We start from the raw sequence: 19490 nt of genomic DNA on the forward strand, positions 1-19490 counted from the left end.
AAAATAATTCACAACCTTTAAAATCGCTTGCATAAAGTGACTATTTTAGCTAATTATTGGTAAATTAAACCAACATCGTTGAGGGTGTTCATGAAAGCACAAAATATCATCGGACAATCTGCCGCTTTTCTTGCAGCTCTAGATAAAACATCGCAACTTGCCGCGATTGAGCGCCCTATTCTTATTGTTGGTGAGAGAGGAACTGGCAAAGAACTCATTGCTCAGCGACTGCATTACTTGTCCAAGCGCTGGCAGTATCCTTTAATCAGCTTAAACTGCTCGGCACTCAGCGAAGGCTTAATTGATTCAGAATTATTTGGTCATGAGTCAGGCTCTTTTACCGGCTCTAAAGGCCAACACAAAGGACGATTTGAACGGGCAGAAAGTGGTACTTTGTTTTTAGATGAGCTGGCGACTGCGCCATTCTCGGTACAAGAAAAATTATTAAGAGTGATTGAATATGGCGAATATGAACGCGTCGGCGGTCATAAAACCTTGCAAGCCAATGTTCGTCTAGTATGTGCAACCAACGCAGATTTACCGCAAATGGCACAACAAGGTTTATTCCGCGCCGATTTATTAGATCGCTTAGCCTTTGATGTTATTCACCTTCCGCCACTAAGGCAACGCCTAGAAGACATTCCGCTACTAGCTGAGCACTACGCAATTCAAATGTGCCAAGAGCTCAGTTTGCCATTATTTACCGGATTTAGTACCAGAGTCTTAAATAAACTATGTGCTTATGCTTGGCCAGGTAATGTTCGAGAACTGAAGAATGTCGTTGAGCGTGCGGTCTATCGCCATGGAACCCAAGTAGGTAAAATCGATGAGATTGAGTTTAATCCTTTTCAATCTCCCATCATTAATTCAAATCCAGAAATTTCACCAACTGCTTCGTCACTTACCTCATCGAGCGAAATAAAAAGTGACACCGTCACCAGTGTTAACACAAACACCGCACCAGTCACTCATTCAGAAAACACTTTAGCGTTACCGCTAGACTATAAACAATGGCAACAAGAGCAAGATATTCAGCTATTGAAGCAGAGTTTAAAGCAAGCGAAGTACCACCAAAGAAATGCGGCTAAACTTTTAGGCTTGAGCTACCATCAATTTAGGGGAATGCTCAGGAAATACGACATGATAGGAAAAGATCAACAAGATTAGCTATTAGAATTTAGGGAAAAATTCAATGCCGAAGTCATTACGCTATTTGTTACCGTCACTATTTGCGGCTTTAATGCTCGCTGGGTGTAATGATGCCGAAAAAAGCCAACAAGCTCGAATGAATGGTTTTGTCTATTGCGGCACTACTCACCCGCAATTTTTGAACCCGCAGCTTTCCGATGGTGGCGATAATATTAAATCGATTGGTCCTCAACTGTTCGACTCCCTACTCACACTCGATCCAATAAGTTTTAAACCTAAGCCCAACTTAGCGACCCAATGGCAAGTCAATGAGGACAAAACTCAATACATATTTACCTTGCGACCTGATGTTCAATTTCATCAAACCTCTTGGTTTCAGCCTTCTCGCCCAATGAATGCCGACGATGTTGTGTTTAGCTTTAAGCGTATTATTGATTCATCGAATCCTTATCATTATATCAACGGTGGCCACTACCCTTGGTTTCAGAGCATCGGTTTTTCTCGCCTAGTGAAAGATGTTAAGGCAATTGATGAACAACACGTTCAATTTACCCTTTCTCACCCTGACAATACATTTCTCGATAACATCTCAACCGTTTTTGCTGCGATTCACTCTCAGGAATATGCTCATCAACTTGCCGCCATAGATGAGAAGTCACAATTTGATGAACTTCCGATTGGAACTGGACCATTTCAATTAGAAACATCTCAATATAATCAATTAATTCGCTTAACCAAACACGCGAACTACTGGCATCACCCCGCTAAAATGCAGCAAGTAGTGTTTGATTTTGGTCACCGAGGAACCGGCTCACTCGCAAAATTATTGACTCAAGAATGCGATGTTATGACTGACCCTATCACCAGCCAACTGGCTCTGATCAGCAAGAACACTGACATTCGCTCTAACGTTAGCCAAGCCATGAATGTCGCTTTTGTGGCATTAAACACACAACATTTTGCACTTAATGATGTTCGCGTTCGTCAGGCATTAAGTTTTGCGATAAACCGAAAAAACATTATTGATGCAGTCTATTTTGGTCAAGGTTACATCGCCACCTCATTATTACCCTCAGATTCATGGGCATATCAAGACAACAGCGTTCAAATTCGTTATGATCGCCAATACGCAAAAGCCTTATTGAAACAAGCTGGTTTTGAGGATGGATTGACGCTCACCATGTGGGTCCCACTGGCGGCACAATCTTATAACCCCAATCCGCACAAAACCGCGGAATTACTTCGGGCCAATTTTGCTGATATTGGAGTGACACTTTCGATCTTAACCGAAAAGTTTGGTCGACGAGATAAACTCACTCAGCAACCGAATACTGATTTAGTTCTTACTGGTTGGGCCGCCAATACTGGCGAACCAGATAGCTTATTGAGACCTCAATTATCTTGTGAGGCACAACGAGCCAGCTTAAATATTTCAATGTGGTGTGACGCTGATTTTGATTTTTTATTGACGTTAGCACGTGAAAGCGAGCAAACTCGTCACCGGTTAAACTTATATCATCAAGCGCAAACTATGCTCACTCAAGAATTACCGATAATTCCAATCGCTCATGGCGTACAATATCAAGTACATCACAGCTCATTAAGTGGCTTTGTATTAAACCCTTTTAATTCGGGTAGCTTTGAACACGTTGTAAGGGAAAAATAATGCTGTTTTACACCCTGCGCCGCATAAACTTATTCATCATTACCTTGTTAATTTTAACGCTCATTGGCTATAGCATTTTACGTCTAGACCCTCTTTCGCCATGGGCCATTCAAGATTTCTTTCAAGGTTGGTTCACTTACTTAGGCCAATTGAGCCAATTCAACCTTGGCGTTAATTTGCACGGCGACCCGATTATTGACGAAATCAAGTTGGTGTTTCCTGCTACTTTAGAATTGTGCTTTTTTGCCATGATCATCTCGCTGATCATTGGTATTCCGATTGGCACAATTGCCGGAATGCGTCAGGGTAAATGGGTAGATACCTTTATCTCATTTACTTCGATGGTCGGTTATTCCATTCCGATTTTCTGGATTGCGCTAATGATGATCATGTTCTTTTCTTTGAACCTAGGTTACACGCCCGTTTCAGGACGACATGATTTATTACTCGAAGTACCTTATATCACCGGGTTTGCCACGATTGATGCTTTTATAACCGATGAAGCAAATCGTCTAGAGTTAATTCATAGCGTGATAATGCACCTACTTCTACCATGTATGGTATTAGCGCTGGCACCGACCACCGAAGTGATTCGCTTAATGCGTTCATCAGTGGCTGAAGTACGTAAGCAAAACTACATTCGCGCGGCGCGTATCCGTGGTCTATCAACTTATGAAATTATCTTCCAGCATGTATTACGTAATGCCATTCCGCCGATTATCCCTAAAGTCGGCGTGCAACTTTCTACTATGCTGACCTATGCGATTATTACCGAGTCCATCTTTAACTGGCCGGGAATTGGTCGTTGGTTACTCGATGCTTTGGCTGATAAAGATTATGTTTCAATTCAAGCAGGCGTTATTACCGTCGCGACCTTCGTTTTACTCGTCAACATTCTGTCTGATCTGATTGGCGCAATGGTTAACCCTTTGGTAAGGAAGCAGTGGTATGCTGTCAAATAACATCTATCAAGAAGACCGTATTCCCGGTCAATTTGAACGCTTTTGGCGCAGCTACCGAGCAAACAGCCTTGCGATGTTTGGCTTATGGTGCTTCGTTATTTTATTGCTGGTCACCATTGGCGCTCAGTGGTTGGCGCCGCATGATCCTTTGATGCAAAGCGTACACCGTTTACAGCCACCTTCATGGAACCCAGAAGGCAGTGTTGAATACTTTCTCGGTACCGATGATATTGGCCGCGATATTCTTTCTCGCTTGATTATTGGTACGCAATTGACCTTTGGTTCTGGCCTATTAATTATGCTAATCGCCACTCTTATCGGTTGTACTATCGGTATTTTTGCTGGCATGACCAAAGGTTTGTTATCAAGTACCTTGAACCACCTACTTGATACCGTAATGTCAATTCCATCGATCTTGCTGGCGATTATCTTTGTAGCATTTCTTGGTACTGGCGAATTTAATATTCTCTTGGCGATTTGCTTAGCACTTATCCCCCGCTTTATTCGCTCGGTCTATATTGCGGTCAATGCAGAGATGGAAAAAGACTACAACATTGCCGCACGTTTAGATGGCGCGAATAACTTTCACTTATTGTGGAGCTCTATCTTACCGAACTTATCTACCGTAATTGCCGCAGAAATGACGCTCGCAGCCTCAATGGCGATTCTAGATATTAGTGCACTAGGCTTTTTAGAACTGGGCGCTCAAGCCCCTACTCCTGAATGGGGAACCATGCTTGGTGATTCAGTGGATTTGATTTATCTCGCGCCATGGACAGTGACACTACCAGGTTTATTTATTATGTTCTCGGTCATCATTATCAATTTAGTCGGTGAGGGCGTACGTCATTCACTCAGCGCGGGGACCGAATAATGCCATTACTCGATATTCGCAATTTAACCATTGAAATCGAAACGCCACACGGCACCGTAAAAGCAGTTGAACGTATGAGCCTGACTTTAAATGAAGGTGAAATTCGCGGTTTAGTAGGTGAATCTGGCTCAGGTAAAAGCCTAGTCGCCAAAGCCATTGTAGGGTTAACCAAAGATACCTGGAAAGTCTCAGCCGACCGGATGCGCCTTGGTAGTATCGACCTTCTACAGCTCACACCGAAAGAGCGTCGCCGTGTGATTGCTCGTGATATTGCGGTGATTTTCCAAGAGCCGAGTAGTTGTCTCGATCCATCAGAACAAATTGGCCACCAGCTACGTGAGTCGATTCCTTCATCATCATTTGAAGGCAAATGGTGGCAACGCTGGCACTGGCGTCACAAACTGGCAAAAGCACTACTTCATAAGGTAGGGATTAAAGATCACCGCCAAATCATGGGCTGTTACCCATACGAGTTAACCGATGGTCAATGTCAGAAAATCATGATTGCAATGGCGATTGCTTCCAAGCCTAAGCTACTTATCGCCGATGAACCAACCAATGATCTTGACCCGATTACTCAGTCACAAATATTGAGATTGTTAAGTCGTTTAAATCAGGTCAATAACACCACTATCATGTTGATAGGACACGATCTTACAACCATCACTCAATGGGCAACTCGCATTACGGTGATGTATTGTGGTCAATCGGTTGAATCGGCCAATACCAAACATATTTTGACTGAGCCGAAACATCCTTACACCGTAGCGCTATTGCATGCGATGCCAGATTTTAATGAATGGATCCCTCATAAGAGTCGCTTGCCTTCTCTACCGGGTTCAATCCCACCGTTACAGCATTTACCGATTGGTTGCCGTCTTGGTCCTCGTTGTCCGTACGCGCAAACTAAGTGTGTTCACGTACCGGTAAGAAAGAAAATCAAGAACCACAAGTTCAGCTGTCATTTCCCGCTTAATATGGAAAAACGCTCAACGCTAGAGAAGAAAGCGAAAACGGAGAAACATGTATGAGTGCGTTATTAGAAGTCATCGATTTATCGAAAAACTTTGTCACGCGCTCCGGTTTTTTTCGTAAGCGTGTTCACCAAGCGGTTAAACCAATTTCATTTACCCTAGAGCCGGGGCAAACTTTAGGCATTATCGGGCAAAATGGCTCAGGTAAATCGACACTGGCGAAAATGCTCGCTGGGGTTACCGAACCAAGCCACGGCAAAATTTTCGTCAATGGCGAGCAGATGTTTGATAAAGACTATTCTACCCGCTGTAAACTGATTCGAATGATATTCCAAGATCCAAACACCTCGTTGAATCCTCGCATTCAAATTGGTCGAATATTGGAAGAACCGCTTAAGCGTAATACGCAAATGTCACCAGAAGCGCGGACTCATCGTGTAAAAGAAACGCTGATCCGCGTGGGTTTATTGCCAGAGCATGCCTACTTCTACCCGCAAATGCTCGCCACAGGCCAAAAACAACGTGTTTGTCTTGCAAGAGCTCTGGTACTTCAACCTTCGGTAATTGTCGCGGATGAGGCGCTTAACGGGCTTGATATGGCGATGCGCTCACAGATCATTAACTTGTTCTTAGAACTGCAAGAAGAAATGGGCTTGTCGTTTGTGTATGTTTCTCAACATATTGGTGTGGTAAAGCACATCACCGACAAATTAATGGTGATGCACGAAGGAAAAGTGGTGGAGTCGGGAGACACTCAACAAGTGATTGCCAAGCCACAACACATTATTAGCCAGAAGTTAATTGAAAACCACTTCCATAAAACACCTAGTCATTTGAAATAAGAGACTTCCCTCTTGCCTTGAGCGACTGCTTAGGCAAGAAGGAAAGCACTTAATAATAAAGCAAGAACCCTAAAAAGTGACCCCACGTAAAAATTTCCGCACCGTATCTTGATCTAGGTGTTGTTGCAAAGGTGCGTAATCAATACCTTTATCAAAAACATATTCGGTTAATAGAACTCGTACTTCATGGACTAGCTCTTCTTGATCCCAAGGTTTGATAAAGAACCTATCCACATGTGCGAGATTAATCGCATCAATAAACACTTGATGTGTAGGACGCTGAGATAACATCACTTTCTTGGTATGACGAAAGCGTCGGTCTTTGGCGAGACTTTGCAGCCAATCAACACCATTCTGCCCTGGCATATTTTGATCCGATAACACCACGCAAGCATAGCGACCATCTTGATCAAGCTTCTCTAAACTCTCTTGCGCACTTTGAGCATCTGAGCAAATTTTGATTTTCACCCAATCAGAAAACTCAGCTAAATCATGCGCTAATTGAAATAGCATCTCCGGTTGATCATCGACACAAATAATTGTAAATCTGTCCATTTTCATCTCACTAATAAATTAAATTTAAAACCGCTACCAATACAAAACTTAGAGTCACACCGACCAAGCCGATAATCACCCCAACTTTAGCCATATGCTGAGTTTTAATGTGTCCCGTGGCATGAGCCAGCGCATTGGGTGGCGTACTAATGGGCAAAGCCATACCAAGCGAAGCGGCAAAAGTGACAACTAAGATCAGCATGGCTTGACCACCGAGCACATCTAAACTTGCCATCGTGGCACCTAACGCCGCCATAATTGGCATAAGTAAGTTGGCGGTGGCGGTATTCGACATAAAATTCGCCATCAATAAACTCAACAATGCTGCGCCACCTAGCACGACATAAGGTGAGAATTCCCCAAACGGAATGCTGTACACCACCAATGCGGCTAAGCCACTTTTATCTAGGGCAAGACCAAGTGCTATACCACCTGAAACTAGCCACAGTACATCCCATGAAATCTTCTTTAAGTCTTCTTTGGTGATAATTCCGGTCACTAAAAATACCGTGACTGGGATCATAGCTACTGTGTATGAATTCATGCCATGACTACTACCCATCAGCCATAGCCCAATCGTTAAAATAAAGGTGACATACACGATAATTGCTTGAGGTGTTTTGAGGAACTTACCTTTGATATCCAGCGTAATGCTGCGTTGCTTGGCTGGAAATAACACCAAAATCAGCGTCCATGCAATCGCCATTAACACAACCACAAACGGCACCGCAAACGCCATCCATTCACCAAAAGAAATTGTGGTCGTCGATTGCAAATACTTCAATGCAATCGCATTGGGTGGCGTGCCGATTGGCGTCCCTATCCCACCAATATTTGCCGCAAGCGGAATACACAACGCAAACGCAGTACGGCTCGGATCATCCGGTTTCAATAACACCATTACTGGAGCCAGAATCGACAACATCATTGCGGTAGTTGCAGTATTGGACATAAACATCGAGAACATTGCAGTAATCAACATTAAGCCTAGAATCATAAAGCGAGGCTGGTCGCCAAAAGGCTTCAAAAGCACTCGGGCAAGGTTAATGTCTAAACGGTATTTGGTTGCTGCAATCGCCAGAAAGAATCCACCGAGAAACAGCATAATAATGGGATTGGCAAAGGTCGCCATAATATCGGTGTGATTCAATATAACGCCGTAATGTTCCGCTGCTTGCTGACCGGTAAACCACACAATAGCTTTATCGGAAATCAGCAATAATTCAAAACAGATAATCGCAACCGAAGTGGCGTAGATTGGAATTGGTTCTAGTATCCAACTCAGTGCCGCAAATAGAAATATCGCTGCGACGCGTTGCTGAATAATGGTCATGCCTTCAAATGGGAAAGCAGACAGAGGTAGGAATAAGATGATCAAAGGGATCATAATTGGTAATAAATAGCGAAGATTCAAACGCATAGTCTTTACTCTATTGGTAAGGTCTATCCATCATCTATCGGCTATGTGTTCTTAATATAGAACTAGATCAATGATTTGTACGTTATTCGCTTTGCGTTATTCAATCTGTGACTAGATGCAAAAAAGGCAGCTTCTCGGCTACCTTTCATTTCTATATAACGAGTTATGTTAGCGCTTTTGAGCTTGTTTCTTTAACTCAAAATCAAACTCATCAGGGAAGACAATCACGCCCTCTTGCTCTGCATTGGGAAATACTACTACCGATAATTCATCATCTTCTAAACCAGTAGTCCAACGGCTGTGCCACTTATTAAGTGAAATCGCTTCTGGCTTACAGTTTTCCCAATCACCATTCGCCCATGCTTGAGCAAATTCTTGATTTGGCCAGACTGGTACACAATCTTCATCTTCGGTGTTGAGCATCACGCAGCCGTCTTCATCAACCAAGATCCAGATCTGACGGTTGGCAACCACTTCTTTAATGCAGTAGCTAAAACGCTTTTCGCTATCGTAGGCATTAATCGTTTCGATCGCTGCGGCATCTAATACTTGAGACATAATTTTCTCCTAATGTAAAAAAGGCGAGTTCAAACCCGCCTCTTAATTAATCTTTATCGAACATCACTAGTAAGTAGATTACTTAGCCAGCTCAGTTTGCAGCCACGGCCAACCTTGCTTCTTACGGCTTAAGGTGTTTTCCATGGTTAAAGAACCGTCTTTAACGTGTTTCTCAAGCTTAGCAGACCACTCACCTTTGAATAGTAGCTCAGTGGTGCTCGTAGTGATATCCGTTAGCATAAGCGCGGCAAATGCTAGACCGTCTTCTTGACAACGACGCTCAAGGTCGGCGTTCAAGTCATCAATCATACCGTCAACTTGTTCCATTGTCGCAAGCTCTACTTGGCCTACTACTACATCACGACCATTGAATGGGTATGCTTTTAAATCTTTCTCAACAAGCTCTGCTGCGCTTAGACCTTCGATGTCGGTTTTAGCAATCAGCAAGTTCTTGATGAATTCGTCTAGGTTGTCGATACCCGCGATTTCCGCTAGCTCTTTCACTGCTGCTTCATCTTTTGGCGTACAAGTTGGAGAAGCAAAGCCTACTGTGTCAGATAAAATCGCAGACATCATAAGAATCGCATAAGGCTTCTCGATTTTTGTTTCTTCCATTTTGAATAGGTTGAACAAAATCGTACAAGTACAGCCAACAGGCCAGATCCAAGCTTCCAGTGGGTTTACTGTCATCACATCGCCTAGACGGTGGTGATCGACGATACCAACGATTTCTGCTTCAGCAATGTCATCTGGTGCTTGAGAAACATCAGTGTAATCCACTAACCAAACTTTTTCGCCTGCAACACCGGTACACATTTCAGGTTGCTCAAGACCCGCTTGCTCAAGAATGTATTGAGTTTCACGGTTTAATTCGCCTTGACGAACTGGTTTCGCTTCAAGACCACGGGCTTTTAAAAGCTCAGTGGCAACCAATGCACTACAAATGCTATCACTATCTGGGTTTTTGTGACCGACTACTTGGATCATGTGTTTTCCTATTACGACTATTTATACTCAGGATTCTTCCAGCTATTCAGCAGAAATATTTTGCCCGCTACTTTACCTGATTTTCAAAATTTGTCATTGCTCAAGTAGTAATTTATTCAGCGTCAACCTTTCACCAAAGTATTGACCCTATTGTTTTTGCGGCATTTATCAGCAGTTAATCCAACTAAAGGTGAACAAGACATCAAAACCATGGTTTATTGCTTGCCAAATCTGATAAATGCAACCTATTGTGTTTATAAGATTATTTTAAAGGTAAGGAATCACGATGAAATTTACTGCAGACCATATTGCTGAACTCAACCTACTACTTCAATTCGATCCAACTAGCCTACAAACTGGCATCAAAGTACATAACGATGCAGCACCAGAGCTACAACAAGCCGTTAAAAGTTTGTTTGATAAGAATCTATGTACCCTACCGGACGGTGGCTACCTAACAAGCGAAGGGATTGAACTTGCCGAGCACGCATTGAAAGTGCTGAATGTGTTGTCTTCTAAGGCGTAAAGATTCGGTTTTCCTAAACGCTTTAATCAAAACTTTTACAATGGCAGAGTATCTCATTTAAGGGGCTCTGCTTTTTTTGTGTTTCAACGAAACAATATCAACCTGTCATCCTGAAAAGTGAGGCACGAACGCAGTTCAGGATCTCCTACCGCAATTTGAATTACAACGCGCTGTAGCGAATATCGTGAGTTGAGCGCTTACTTAACCACATCAGTGAAACAACTCCTTCCCATTGCCAGCAATGGTAAACTTGGTAGTTGAAATCACAGCCAAGGGAAGGTTGGGAAGGGGTGCTGCGTGAGTGTTATGTCGTCCGTTGGGATCAGTCGAACAAGTTAGCCGAAAGACTAAAATATAGGGATAATGGCTACTACTCAATAAAGAAGAACCAATCAAAAAAACAAAAAAAATAGCAACCAACCACTTGATAATATTGCATTTTAATCTTATATAAAGAAAAAAATAATACAATATCTACCGAAAACTAACATCGACCAATTTACAATAATAAGTAGCTTCGAGCTTATTCACCCCCCATAGAAGGTGTCGACTGCGCGATACTTAACCTTATTTGTTATGCGACTTTTAATTTATAATTCCATTGTTCGGTCATCACGAAAGTGCTTTATTACTCTAAATTTTATTGAAGTATTGTCATAGCTAACAACTTCAATGCGGGCACCTTTGTAATTTATGATTTTAGATTTTTTCATGTCATATTCAACATTATTAGTGAATGCACTTCTTGCTGAATCATTAGAAAATTCACGATAAGATATATTTATTTTTTTATCTACAGAACCGTTATATATAAGCGTTTGCTGAAATGCTTGGCTATCGACGACCGTTTTTTCTTTTATTTCAAAACTCCCTTCATAACATGCGGCAGCTTGATAAGAAACAGAAGTAACACATAGTTCGTTTTTATTATTAATATGAAGAGCCACAGGTGTATCGACCAACCCAACAGCATAGGATATTGGTTGCCCTTTACTTGTTGTTGGAGAAAAATATGATGAACCTTTATACTCACCAACACGTGAATATGAGCCTTTATGTATATCGTAGAGTGTCCCATCAATTGTTCTATTTAAGATAAGGAAGTCCAGTGTCACAGATTTACCTTGATCTATCATGTAATCACCAACATAGACTTCTACAACTTCGTTTAGTGCAGGCTTAGAAAAGTAATTAACCTTTGCTTCATAATTATAATTTACCGTCGAACACCCGAACATTATCGAAGTAAAAAGCATCACTGATAAAATTTTCACGAATCTCATTCAAAACCCTTATTTAATAGTTAGTCGCATAACAAATTAATAGATGGAAAAAATCCCTATAACCTTTTCATCTATCATTCCACTCATTTTTTCATCCAACAAGCTAAACATCTAAATTGATTCGTAAAATCAAACTTATCTCATAATTAACCGATATGATATACGGACATAATCCGCTTAGTTAGCGATTGAGAACTCATCCATAATTGCAGGCGTGTGAACTTTAAATGAGTAACATATGGTAGGAGATTCTGAATCACGCTCGTGCCTCGCGGTTCAGAATGACGGATAATTTTAAAGTGCTAATGGTGACCAAACTACTTTCATTTTTTAATGCGCCCTAACACTTGTGAGCGCGCATCTTCATTTGAAACACCTAGTCCTGAAGCCAATTGAGCTTCTGCGGTACGCATTTCTTCAAGCAGTTCGATCTTCTCTTGCATTGCTTCATACTCCGCAACGTCGAGAACAACAGCTACACCTTTACCACGCTGTGTGATGACCAGTGGACGACGAGTCTCATTTATTTGTTTTATGTAAGATGCAACACCGGCACGAAACTCAGATAACGGTTGAATATCTTGATCGAAATGAATACGGCTCATACTGAACTCCAATTAGTACAAAATAACGTACAAACAATAGTCCACCTAAACGTTATTAGCAAGAGGTTGATATTGTGTGATAGCAACTTAATAGGCGAGATAATCCGTCATCCTGAATAGTGAGGCACGAACGTAGTTCAGGATCTACTTAAAGCGCTCTGAATCTTTTCTGCAAATGGTTTACAGCGCGTGATAAGTAGATCCTCGATGTCGCTTAGGCTCCTCAAGGATGACGAAACCTTTCATTCCGTGCAACGCGTGAAGTATGTAATGATAAAGAACGTCCTAAAGTGTGTTGAGATTCAACTGGCTGAATAACTTACACTCGGAAATTTTAAAACAAACAAAAAAACGCCTCACTCCAAAGAAGTGAGGCGCTTTAATTTCAAAGTAAGGCTTTCCCTACTCTACTGTTTCAAGCTCTTGTGCTTGGTCGGTTTTATCTTTTGGGCCATTGCCAAAACCACGCAAGCCAACCACGTGTACGTGTTCGTGATCTTTAAACACTTTACGTACAAGTTTGTAGGTGGTGCCTTTTTCTGGGCTGATGTTTTCCGGTGCGGCAATCAGTAATTGCATATCTAGACGGTCACATAGCTCGAATAAGGTATTGATGGATTTGGTATCCAAACGTGCGGCTTCATCTAAGAAGAGTAGACGACACGGCACAATATCTTTACTGCGCAGACGGCGTGATTCTTCTTCCCAGCTTTGGATAACCATCAACAAGATTGACTGACCAGTACCAATCGCTTCACCGGTTGATAGCGCGCCAGATTCAGCTTGTAACCAACCTTCTGAACCACGGTTCACTTCAATGCTCAGCTCTAAGTAGTTACGGTAGTCCAGTAACTCCTCACCTAAGATTTGCGGTGAACGTTGACCCATATCGATATGTGGGTTCACGCGTTGGAACAGTTTCGCCATTGCTTCTGAGAAGGTTAAACGTGGGTTATCGAACAAGTCTTGATGTTGGTCTTGCTGCTCAGCTAAGCCTGCTAATAGCGTTTCATGGCTTTCACGAATACCAACATTTAAACGCACGCCACGTACCTGACCAAAAGCAATGTTCGACAAGCCTTGGTTTAGCATACGAATACGGTTTTGCTCACGTTGAATCGTCTTCTTGATGATATTCGCCACTGAACCTGAACTAATGGCCAGACGGTTTTCACGTTGCGTTAGCTCTTCGGTTAGACGAGCCAGCTCCACTTCCATCTCTTCAATCGCTTCAACTGGATCGCTGGTGTGAATAATATCCTGGCGAATACGCTCACGTAGATGCTGGTAAACTGCGATGTAGAACAATACTTTGCCTTCTGGGCGAGCATTATCTTCTGAGCCGCGTAGCGCATCACGTAGCGTTTCATTGTTGGCAACCGCTAGGCGCAAGGCACCTAGCGATTTATCCGACATTGAACGCAGTTCGTTATCAGAAAGGTACGCTAATTCACGGCGATGCAAACGACGCTCAACATCATTTAAACGCGCTAAACGTAGTACTGAGCACCAACCTGCTTTAGCGTTAACCACAAACTTACGTAGGTCTTTGTAGTCTTTTTCAATTTTCTTAACGCGCTTGGTTAGCGTCTTCATTTCCATATCGGTTGCAGTAAGGGTACGTTCAAATTCACTCTTACGTTGGCGAGATAAATGTAGACGCTCATACAGTTCGTTTTTACGTGTTTCTGCACGCTCTACTGCGCCGATGTCTGGCGTTACGCCATAGTCTTGCAGCTCTTGTTTAAACTCTTGTACGGTTTCCAATTTAGCTTGATGCGACGATTTCAAAGAAGCCAATAATTGATTATATTGGTTCATTTGGCCTTGCGCTTGTCTCAAGCCTTCACGGCTACGTACTTTCGCTTGTTCTGCTTGCTCAAGTTTACGTTTTAGCTGCTCGCTTAATTCGCTGCTTTGATCCAGTAGAGAGACTGAATCTGAGTAAGCAAAGTAATGACGACGCTCATGCAAATCAGCTAAGGCAAACAGTTGAGTTTTCAATGTTTGTAAGTTTTGATCCGCTTGCTGATATTGTGCTTGCAGCGCATCAAATTGCTCTGGATCCGCTTCTAGAGCAGACAACATGTTCGATAGCTTCTCGGCAGCTTTACCATGCTGTTGAGCAAACGATTTGTATTGAGTCAGCTGCTCAAGCTTGTCGTTAATTTCTTCTAAACGCTCGGCTAGGCTTTCATCTTCAATGAGATGCATCACGTTAGCCAGTTTATCTAACTGAGCTAGCGCCTGCTTGGCCGTTTGCATTTGGCTGCGTTGCTGTTGGTCTTTTTCATCCAGTGACGCCAATTGACGAACCACTTGATTTAAACCATCACGCACTTCCGCCAGTTGCTGTTCTGGGTCGTCGTTAAACGCAATATGAATGTGTTTAGATACGAACTCGTTATAGCTTTGGTATAGACGTTGTAGCTTCTGTGAATCAAACGCCGCTTTGGCATACTCTTCCGCCACTTGTTCACGCTCAGCACGTAACAACTCTAAACGTTGCTCACGGGCGGCACGGCCAAATAGTGGAATCGAAGGTAAACGAGAATAACGTAGCTGACGGTCGTTTAGTTGAACGCATACCGCGCCATCTAGTTCGTCGGCGTTGAAAGTACTGTCGTCAAACGCATCCACATCGCCTTCAATGATGTAAAGATCTTCTGGGCAATCATCTAAATCCACCAGCTTTTCTTTAATGCCATCAAGGTCAGATACGACAATTGCATGACGAGATGGACCGTACATCGCACTGAAAAATGGTGCATCTTCAATGGTGATGTCATCGTAAATTTCGGATAACAACACGCCGCCTAAACTATCCGCTAAACCTTTTAAACGCGGGTCATTTGAGCCTGATGGTGACGCTAGACGCTCAATATCACTATCTAACTCATCACGACGAGCGGACAAGCGCTCTTTGGCCATGGATTGCTGTTTATCTTGCTCAAGCACTTGTTGCATTTGTGCCATCACCGCGTGGCCATCAGTTAGCTCAGCGTCGGTTTGCGATTGCAGTTTTTCTAGTGCCTCACTGGCTGCAATCCAGGCTGGTGCTTGCTTTTGCAGAGCTTGAATTTGCGCTTCAGAATCTTGTTGAGAACGACGTAAATCACCACGTAAATCGCGCAGTTCTTCTTGTTCTCCGGCGAGCACATCAAGCTGCTCTAGGTGACGCTCACGTTCTTGCTCTAATACCATTTCATCATCAAGGCGAACTTGGTGTTGAGATTGGTATTGTTCAACTAGTTCAGAGGCTTGACGCTGCTCGTTTAAGCTACGCTCTAGGTCACGCTGCTGGGCGCGCCATTGTGATTCATTTTGTAACCATTGCTGAGCTTGTTGAGATTTCTGCACCGCCTCTTTTGCATGTGATAATGCTTCAGTACGAGCCACATCACCAACAATACTGTTCACTAATGCTAACGCTTGCTCAAACTGCTCTGCTGCGGCAGATGACATGTCTAGCTTGTGTTTTAGCGACAATAGCGCAGAAGTATTCTCTGACTCTTGTTGCTTCAATTCAGACAATTGCCCTTGAGCATTCTCCGCGGTTAGGTTGTCGTTATCTGTCAACTGTTGCGCTTTTTCTAACGCTTGCACGGCTTGTTGATATTGCAACGCGCGAGTTTGCTGTACATCTAATGCTTGTTGGTAATCGGCCAGTTGCGATTTTAAGCTATCGACTTCTTGTTCAGAAACTTCAGCTTGTTCTTCGGCAATCGCAACTTGCTCTGCCGCTTCTTCCACTACCATGATTTGTTCTTCTAAGCGTTCACTTAGCTCTTCCAAATCTTCTTGGTAGCGCTCAATTTTTTCTTGCTGGCGAATCGCCGTTTGCACCAATTGCAGATGGTCGGCAGCGGCTTGATGATCTTGCTCTAGGCCAGACTCTTGATCAATTAATTGCTCAAGCTCACTCTGAACTTGAGTAATCAATTGCATTTGCGAAGTTAAAGTACTGCTCGATTGATTTAATTCACTGCGCAGTGCTAACGCTTGATCTAGCTTAATACGACGGTCATTGGCATGGCGCATGTAGTCTGCTGCCACATAGTTGGTCGATTCAGTAATTAAATGCTTAAACAAGTCACGGTCGGCTTGCGTGGTTTTGATGGCTTCTAGCGTCATGCGGTTTTCACGCAACGCCGATTCCATATCTTGGAAGGCTTTCTTCACTCCACCATTTTGTGGCAATAAGTAGTCACGTAATGAACGAGTGATTGCACTTGAGATACCGCCATACAAAGAGGCTTCGATTAAACGATAGAACTTAGAACGGTCACCGGTGTTGCGTAGTTTCTTCGGCAAGACGCCCATTTCAAACATCACGCCATGGTAATCGGCAACAGACGAAAAGGCTTTAATTTGCACGCCTTCATATTCCGCGACTTTGTCTTTTAGCTCGTTGTAAGTACGAACGCGAGCTTGGCCGTTTTCTAGGCTTTCAATTAAGACATCGGTCGGTTTGACGTTGCTTGGTAGACCTTGAATAAGAATCGGTTTGATATCCACTTTCTTATCACGACCTGTCACTTGTTGCAGTTTTACCGTAAACAACAAGCGTTGATGACGTGAATTGACAACATCAAGCACCGAGTAACAAGTACCCGGCTGTAGTTTACCGAATAGGCCTTTATCACGAGAGGCTTGTGAACTCCCCGCCTCGGTAGTGTTACGGAAATGCAGTAAGCTTTGGTCTGGAATCAATGCCGTGATGAAAGCCGCCATGGTCGTCGACTTACCCGCACCGTTACCGCCAGAAAGTGTGGTCACTAACCCATCAATATCAAAAGTACGAGCAAAGAAGCCGTTCCAGTTGATCATGGTTAGCGATTGATATTTACCTCTTTCGATCATGTTATTTTGCGTGATCATAGGTCACCTGCTTTCTGTTCTTGTTCTTCTTGTTCAGCCAAATCTTCTGATTGTTCGTCTGAAGCATCTTGCTTATCTTGAGTATCATTCGCTTTATTTGGGTCAACGGCTTCAGGATCAAGCACCGCTTCACCATCACGAATCAAGCGTAGTTGCGCTTCGCGAACATCGTCACCGACACGTACATCAGCACCAAAACGGAAGACGGCTTCACTGATTCTAAACTTCTCATCATCACCGACTGGCAATACCATACCGATACGACGTAGCCGACGCAGCGAAGTACGCACTTTTTCAAACAGCTTTTCTTTATCCAAATCCGAACCGGTTGCGCGGTTCGTCACCAAACGCATCAGTTTCTTTTCATCAGCAAGGTTGATTAGCTCTTCGTATAGTTCTTGATTAGTGAAGATTCCTTCATGGGCGAGACGCTCTGGGCTTAAATACAAAAAGCACAAGATTTTACCCACCAGCATATCAAGTTCCGATAACACGCTGCGGCCAATGAATGAGGTTGAACGTGGACGTAGGTAGAAGAAGCCTTCTGGCGCACGAACCAATTCTGCATTATAACGCTGATAGAAAGCGCCAAGATCACCGTCAAAATCACTTAAAAAAGCGTAGTTATCCATATCATCACTTGAGATATGGCGGCCCGCACGCAATTGGCTGTCAAGCGCGGGGAATAATGGGTTAGATAGAGCTTTCACCAATTGTTCTGGCATGTAAGCATCTTGAGAGTTGTCGGTCTCTTGTGAATAGCTGGTATTTTGAGACAGATCGGCGCTGTGCGCCTCGTAATTAGTATTGATCGATGACATTCGCTTGTACCTTTGCTCCAAAATCGTTAATCGCTTTCCAATCCGGCTGGATGGCTTGGTAATCCGATTCGGAATACCCCATTCTTACCGCTTGGTCGATCACCATTCTGGCTAAATCAAAATGTTGCGCATGAGAGTGCTGCGCAAGGTAATCTCGTAATACCGAACCTAAATCAATCGGCTGGCCGGTTTCTTTGTGTTGTTGAAGCATGGTGGCGACTCGCTCGCTCAGTTCATCATCAACGGTGGTTAATTCTTCATATTCCACTTCATCTGGAATCGCACCAGTCACTTCATCATCACGTAGTAACATGGCTTCATCGCGCATGTCACGTAGACGCTCGGCATCGGCGTAGGTCAAATACCATGGCATATCAAAGTAATCGGTCACGGACTGACGCAAACGCTGACTAAAGGCTCGGTTTTGATCCATATCGATAGCAGTACGGATAAACTTATGTACGTGGCGGTCGTAACCAATCCACAAATCTATCGCTTGCTGACCCCAGCTAACAATACGGTCGAGTTTGGTTTGCAGTGAAAACAAAATAGCGTCAATGAAATCTAAGCCTTCTTGGCCATAGATAAGCTGCTGAATATCAAGTAGCTGGGTTTGTAGCTCATCGCCTGCCGCTTGTAGTGTATCTTGCAATTCATTCAGGGTAGTCGAAGTTTCAGTCAGTAGACTTTCACAACTGCTGATCGCATCTCGCCAATCTTGGTTTAACAGCTCAGCAATTTGGTTTTTAATTTCCACTTGCTGATCATCCATAACGCGCTGGTTTAAATCGATACGGTCGAAAATTTCACTCACCGAATATTTTAGTACGCCATAAACATGCTTTTGCCATTGCGCGATATCTGAAGCTTGATTAGCTGCCTCAACGGCTTTCGACATTTCATCGGCAACCATAGACAACTGAATGGATAACTTAAGCTTTGAAAATTCACGATGACGAACGTAGTAATCGGTAATCGAAACGCCTAGTGGCGACATACGATAAATGCTTGCGCCTTCATTCAATTCACTGACAAAGCGACTCATCAACCTTTGGGAGACTAATTCATTGATCGCGTTGTTGGCGCGAAATGCCGAAGCTTCACCAGTTTCATCAAACATATTGGTGACGATTTTGAATGCATCGTGCAATTCACCTTCGCCGAGCTCTTCATCGAACTTCTCATTGCTTAATACCGCAATCGCAATCAAAAACGCTAATCGCTCAGAAGAAAGGTTCAATGAAAAGTCATGTTGCTTCACCCAGCTGACTAGTTCATCGATGGGCTGTTCACCTATCGTTTTGTCCTCAAGCGGCTGTCCGCCTGTCGACGGTTGAAGTGAAGATTGAGTTATTTCACTCATTATCATTCCTGTATTTTCTAATGA

General features: G+C 43.2%; 16 protein-coding genes. 7 read left to right on the plus strand and 9 right to left on the minus strand.

The genetic code is table 11. From position 1 onward, the window contains the following. The first annotated feature begins 90 nt into the window (after positions 1-90). The 6 genes from pspF to K358_RS0106705 are packed head-to-tail and all read left to right on the plus strand — an operon-like array spanning position 91 to position 6467. Entirely contained in the window at positions 91-1167 is a 1077-nt protein-coding gene (gene pspF, locus K358_RS0106680) for a phage shock protein operon transcriptional activator (RefSeq protein ID WP_027696091.1), read from the plus strand. Between the two features lie 25 nt (positions 1168-1192). After that, positions 1193-2815 carry an ABC transporter substrate-binding protein gene (locus K358_RS0106685; RefSeq protein WP_038149913.1) on the plus strand — a complete coding sequence of 541 codons (1623 nt, stop codon included), beginning with the start codon at positions 1193-1195 and terminating at the stop codon, positions 2813-2815. Further along, entirely contained in the window at positions 2815-3777 is a 963-nt protein-coding gene (locus K358_RS0106690; RefSeq protein WP_027696093.1) for an ABC transporter permease, read from the plus strand. The genes K358_RS0106685 and K358_RS0106690 overlap by 1 nt, the downstream gene beginning before the upstream one ends. Continuing rightward, positions 3764-4651 carry an ABC transporter permease subunit gene (locus tag K358_RS0106695; protein WP_027696094.1) on the plus strand — a complete coding sequence of 296 codons (888 nt, stop codon included), beginning with the start codon at positions 3764-3766 and terminating at the stop codon, positions 4649-4651. Before K358_RS0106690 ends, K358_RS0106695 begins: the two co-directional genes overlap by 14 nt. Beyond that, positions 4651-5682, plus strand: coding sequence for a peptide ABC transporter ATP-binding protein (locus tag K358_RS0106700; protein ID WP_027696095.1), 1032 nt, complete (start codon positions 4651-4653; stop codon positions 5680-5682). Before K358_RS0106695 ends, K358_RS0106700 begins: the two co-directional genes overlap by 1 nt. Beyond that, the gene (locus K358_RS0106705; protein WP_027696096.1) at positions 5679-6467 is read left to right on the plus strand and encodes a peptide ABC transporter ATP-binding protein; all 789 of its coding nucleotides are present in this window, start codon (positions 5679-5681) and stop codon (positions 6465-6467) included. The genes K358_RS0106700 and K358_RS0106705 overlap by 4 nt, the downstream gene beginning before the upstream one ends. Before the next feature lie 69 nt (positions 6468-6536). Here the strand turns inward: K358_RS0106705 and K358_RS0106710 are convergent, their stop codons facing one another. The 4 genes from K358_RS0106710 to K358_RS0106725 form a co-directional block, all read right to left on the minus strand. Next, positions 6537-7022: a response regulator gene (locus K358_RS0106710; protein WP_027696097.1), complete on the minus strand. Its 486-nt coding sequence runs from the start codon at positions 7020-7022 to the stop codon at positions 6537-6539. Positions 7023-7032: 10 nt separating this feature from the next. Beyond that, entirely contained in the window at positions 7033-8442 is a 1410-nt protein-coding gene (locus K358_RS0106715) for an SLC13 family permease (protein WP_027696098.1), read from the minus strand. A gap of 168 nt (positions 8443-8610) precedes the next feature. Further along, positions 8611-9000, minus strand: coding sequence for a DUF2750 domain-containing protein (locus K358_RS0106720; protein ID WP_027696099.1), 390 nt, complete (start codon positions 8998-9000; stop codon positions 8611-8613). Between the two features lie 78 nt (positions 9001-9078). After that, a complete protein-coding gene (locus K358_RS0106725) occupies positions 9079-9987 on the minus strand; it encodes a manganese-dependent inorganic pyrophosphatase (protein WP_027696100.1) in 909 nt (302 codons plus the stop codon). A gap of 286 nt (positions 9988-10273) precedes the next feature. On the opposite strand from K358_RS0106725, the gene K358_RS0106730 reads away from it, so the two are divergent. Continuing rightward, a complete protein-coding gene (locus K358_RS0106730) occupies positions 10274-10513 on the plus strand; it encodes a TIGR02647 family protein (protein ID WP_027696101.1) in 240 nt (79 codons plus the stop codon). Between the two features lie 590 nt (positions 10514-11103). On the opposite strand, the gene K358_RS0106735 is transcribed toward K358_RS0106730, so the two are convergent. The 5 genes from K358_RS0106735 to mukF all read right to left on the minus strand — a co-directional run bounded on the left by K358_RS0106735 (position 11104) and on the right by mukF (position 19466). Continuing rightward, positions 11104-11787, minus strand: a complete 684-nt coding sequence (locus K358_RS0106735) for a hypothetical protein (protein WP_211232235.1) — start codon at positions 11785-11787, stop codon at positions 11104-11106. A 332-nt stretch (positions 11788-12119) separates the two neighbouring features. Further along, positions 12120-12401 carry a type II toxin-antitoxin system Phd/YefM family antitoxin gene (locus K358_RS0106740; RefSeq protein ID WP_027696103.1) on the minus strand — a complete coding sequence of 94 codons (282 nt, stop codon included), beginning with the start codon at positions 12399-12401 and terminating at the stop codon, positions 12120-12122. 402 nt (positions 12402-12803) lie between these two features. Then, positions 12804-17264 (minus strand): chromosome partition protein MukB, encoded by a 4461-nt coding sequence (gene mukB / locus K358_RS0106745; RefSeq protein WP_027696104.1) that lies wholly within the window; start codon positions 17262-17264, stop codon positions 12804-12806. Between the two features lie 14 nt (positions 17265-17278). After that, complete coding sequence (gene mukE, locus K358_RS0106750; RefSeq protein ID WP_027696105.1) at positions 17279-18007, minus strand: chromosome partition protein MukE; 729 nt, start codon at positions 18005-18007, stop codon at positions 17279-17281. A 76-nt stretch (positions 18008-18083) separates the two neighbouring features. After that, positions 18084-19466, minus strand: a complete 1383-nt coding sequence (gene mukF, locus K358_RS0106755) for a chromosome partition protein MukF (RefSeq protein ID WP_051241223.1) — start codon at positions 19464-19466, stop codon at positions 18084-18086. Positions 19467-19490: the final 24 nt, after the last annotated feature.

Origin of the sequence: Vibrio litoralis DSM 17657, from assembly GCF_000426765.1 — a bacterium.
Lineage (GTDB): Bacteria > Pseudomonadota > Gammaproteobacteria > Enterobacterales > Vibrionaceae > Vibrio > Vibrio litoralis.

Bases quoted from the DNA above. Each gene is read 5' to 3' on its own strand.
- pspF (WP_027696091.1), top strand. From the start codon at position 91: ATGAAAGCACAAAATATCATCGGACAATCTGCCGCTTTTCTTGCAGCT.
- K358_RS0106685 (WP_038149913.1), top strand. From the start codon at position 1,193: ATGCCGAAGTCATTACGCTATTTGTTACCGTCACTATTTGCGGCTTTA.
- K358_RS0106690 (WP_027696093.1), top strand. From the start codon at position 2,815: ATGCTGTTTTACACCCTGCGCCGCATAAACTTATTCATCATTACCTTG.
- K358_RS0106695 (WP_027696094.1), top strand. From the start codon at position 3,764: ATGCTGTCAAATAACATCTATCAAGAAGACCGTATTCCCGGTCAATTT.
- K358_RS0106700 (WP_027696095.1), top strand. From the start codon at position 4,651: ATGCCATTACTCGATATTCGCAATTTAACCATTGAAATCGAAACGCCA.
- K358_RS0106705 (WP_027696096.1), top strand. From the start codon at position 5,679: ATGAGTGCGTTATTAGAAGTCATCGATTTATCGAAAAACTTTGTCACG.
- K358_RS0106710 (WP_027696097.1), bottom strand. From the start codon at position 7,022: ATGGACAGATTTACAATTATTTGTGTCGATGATCAACCGGAGATGCTA.
- K358_RS0106715 (WP_027696098.1), bottom strand. From the start codon at position 8,442: ATGCGTTTGAATCTTCGCTATTTATTACCAATTATGATCCCTTTGATC.
- K358_RS0106720 (WP_027696099.1), bottom strand. From the start codon at position 9,000: ATGTCTCAAGTATTAGATGCCGCAGCGATCGAAACGATTAATGCCTAC.
- K358_RS0106725 (WP_027696100.1), bottom strand. From the start codon at position 9,987: ATGATCCAAGTAGTCGGTCACAAAAACCCAGATAGTGATAGCATTTGT.
- K358_RS0106730 (WP_027696101.1), top strand. From the start codon at position 10,274: ATGAAATTTACTGCAGACCATATTGCTGAACTCAACCTACTACTTCAA.
- K358_RS0106740 (WP_027696103.1), bottom strand. From the start codon at position 12,401: ATGAGCCGTATTCATTTCGATCAAGATATTCAACCGTTATCTGAGTTT.
- mukB (WP_027696104.1), bottom strand. From the start codon at position 17,264: ATGATCGAAAGAGGTAAATATCAATCGCTAACCATGATCAACTGGAAC.
- mukE (WP_027696105.1), bottom strand. From the start codon at position 18,007: ATGCCAGAACAATTGGTGAAAGCTCTATCTAACCCATTATTCCCCGCG.
- mukF (WP_051241223.1), bottom strand. From the start codon at position 19,466: ATGAGTGAAATAACTCAATCTTCACTTCAACCGTCGACAGGCGGACAG.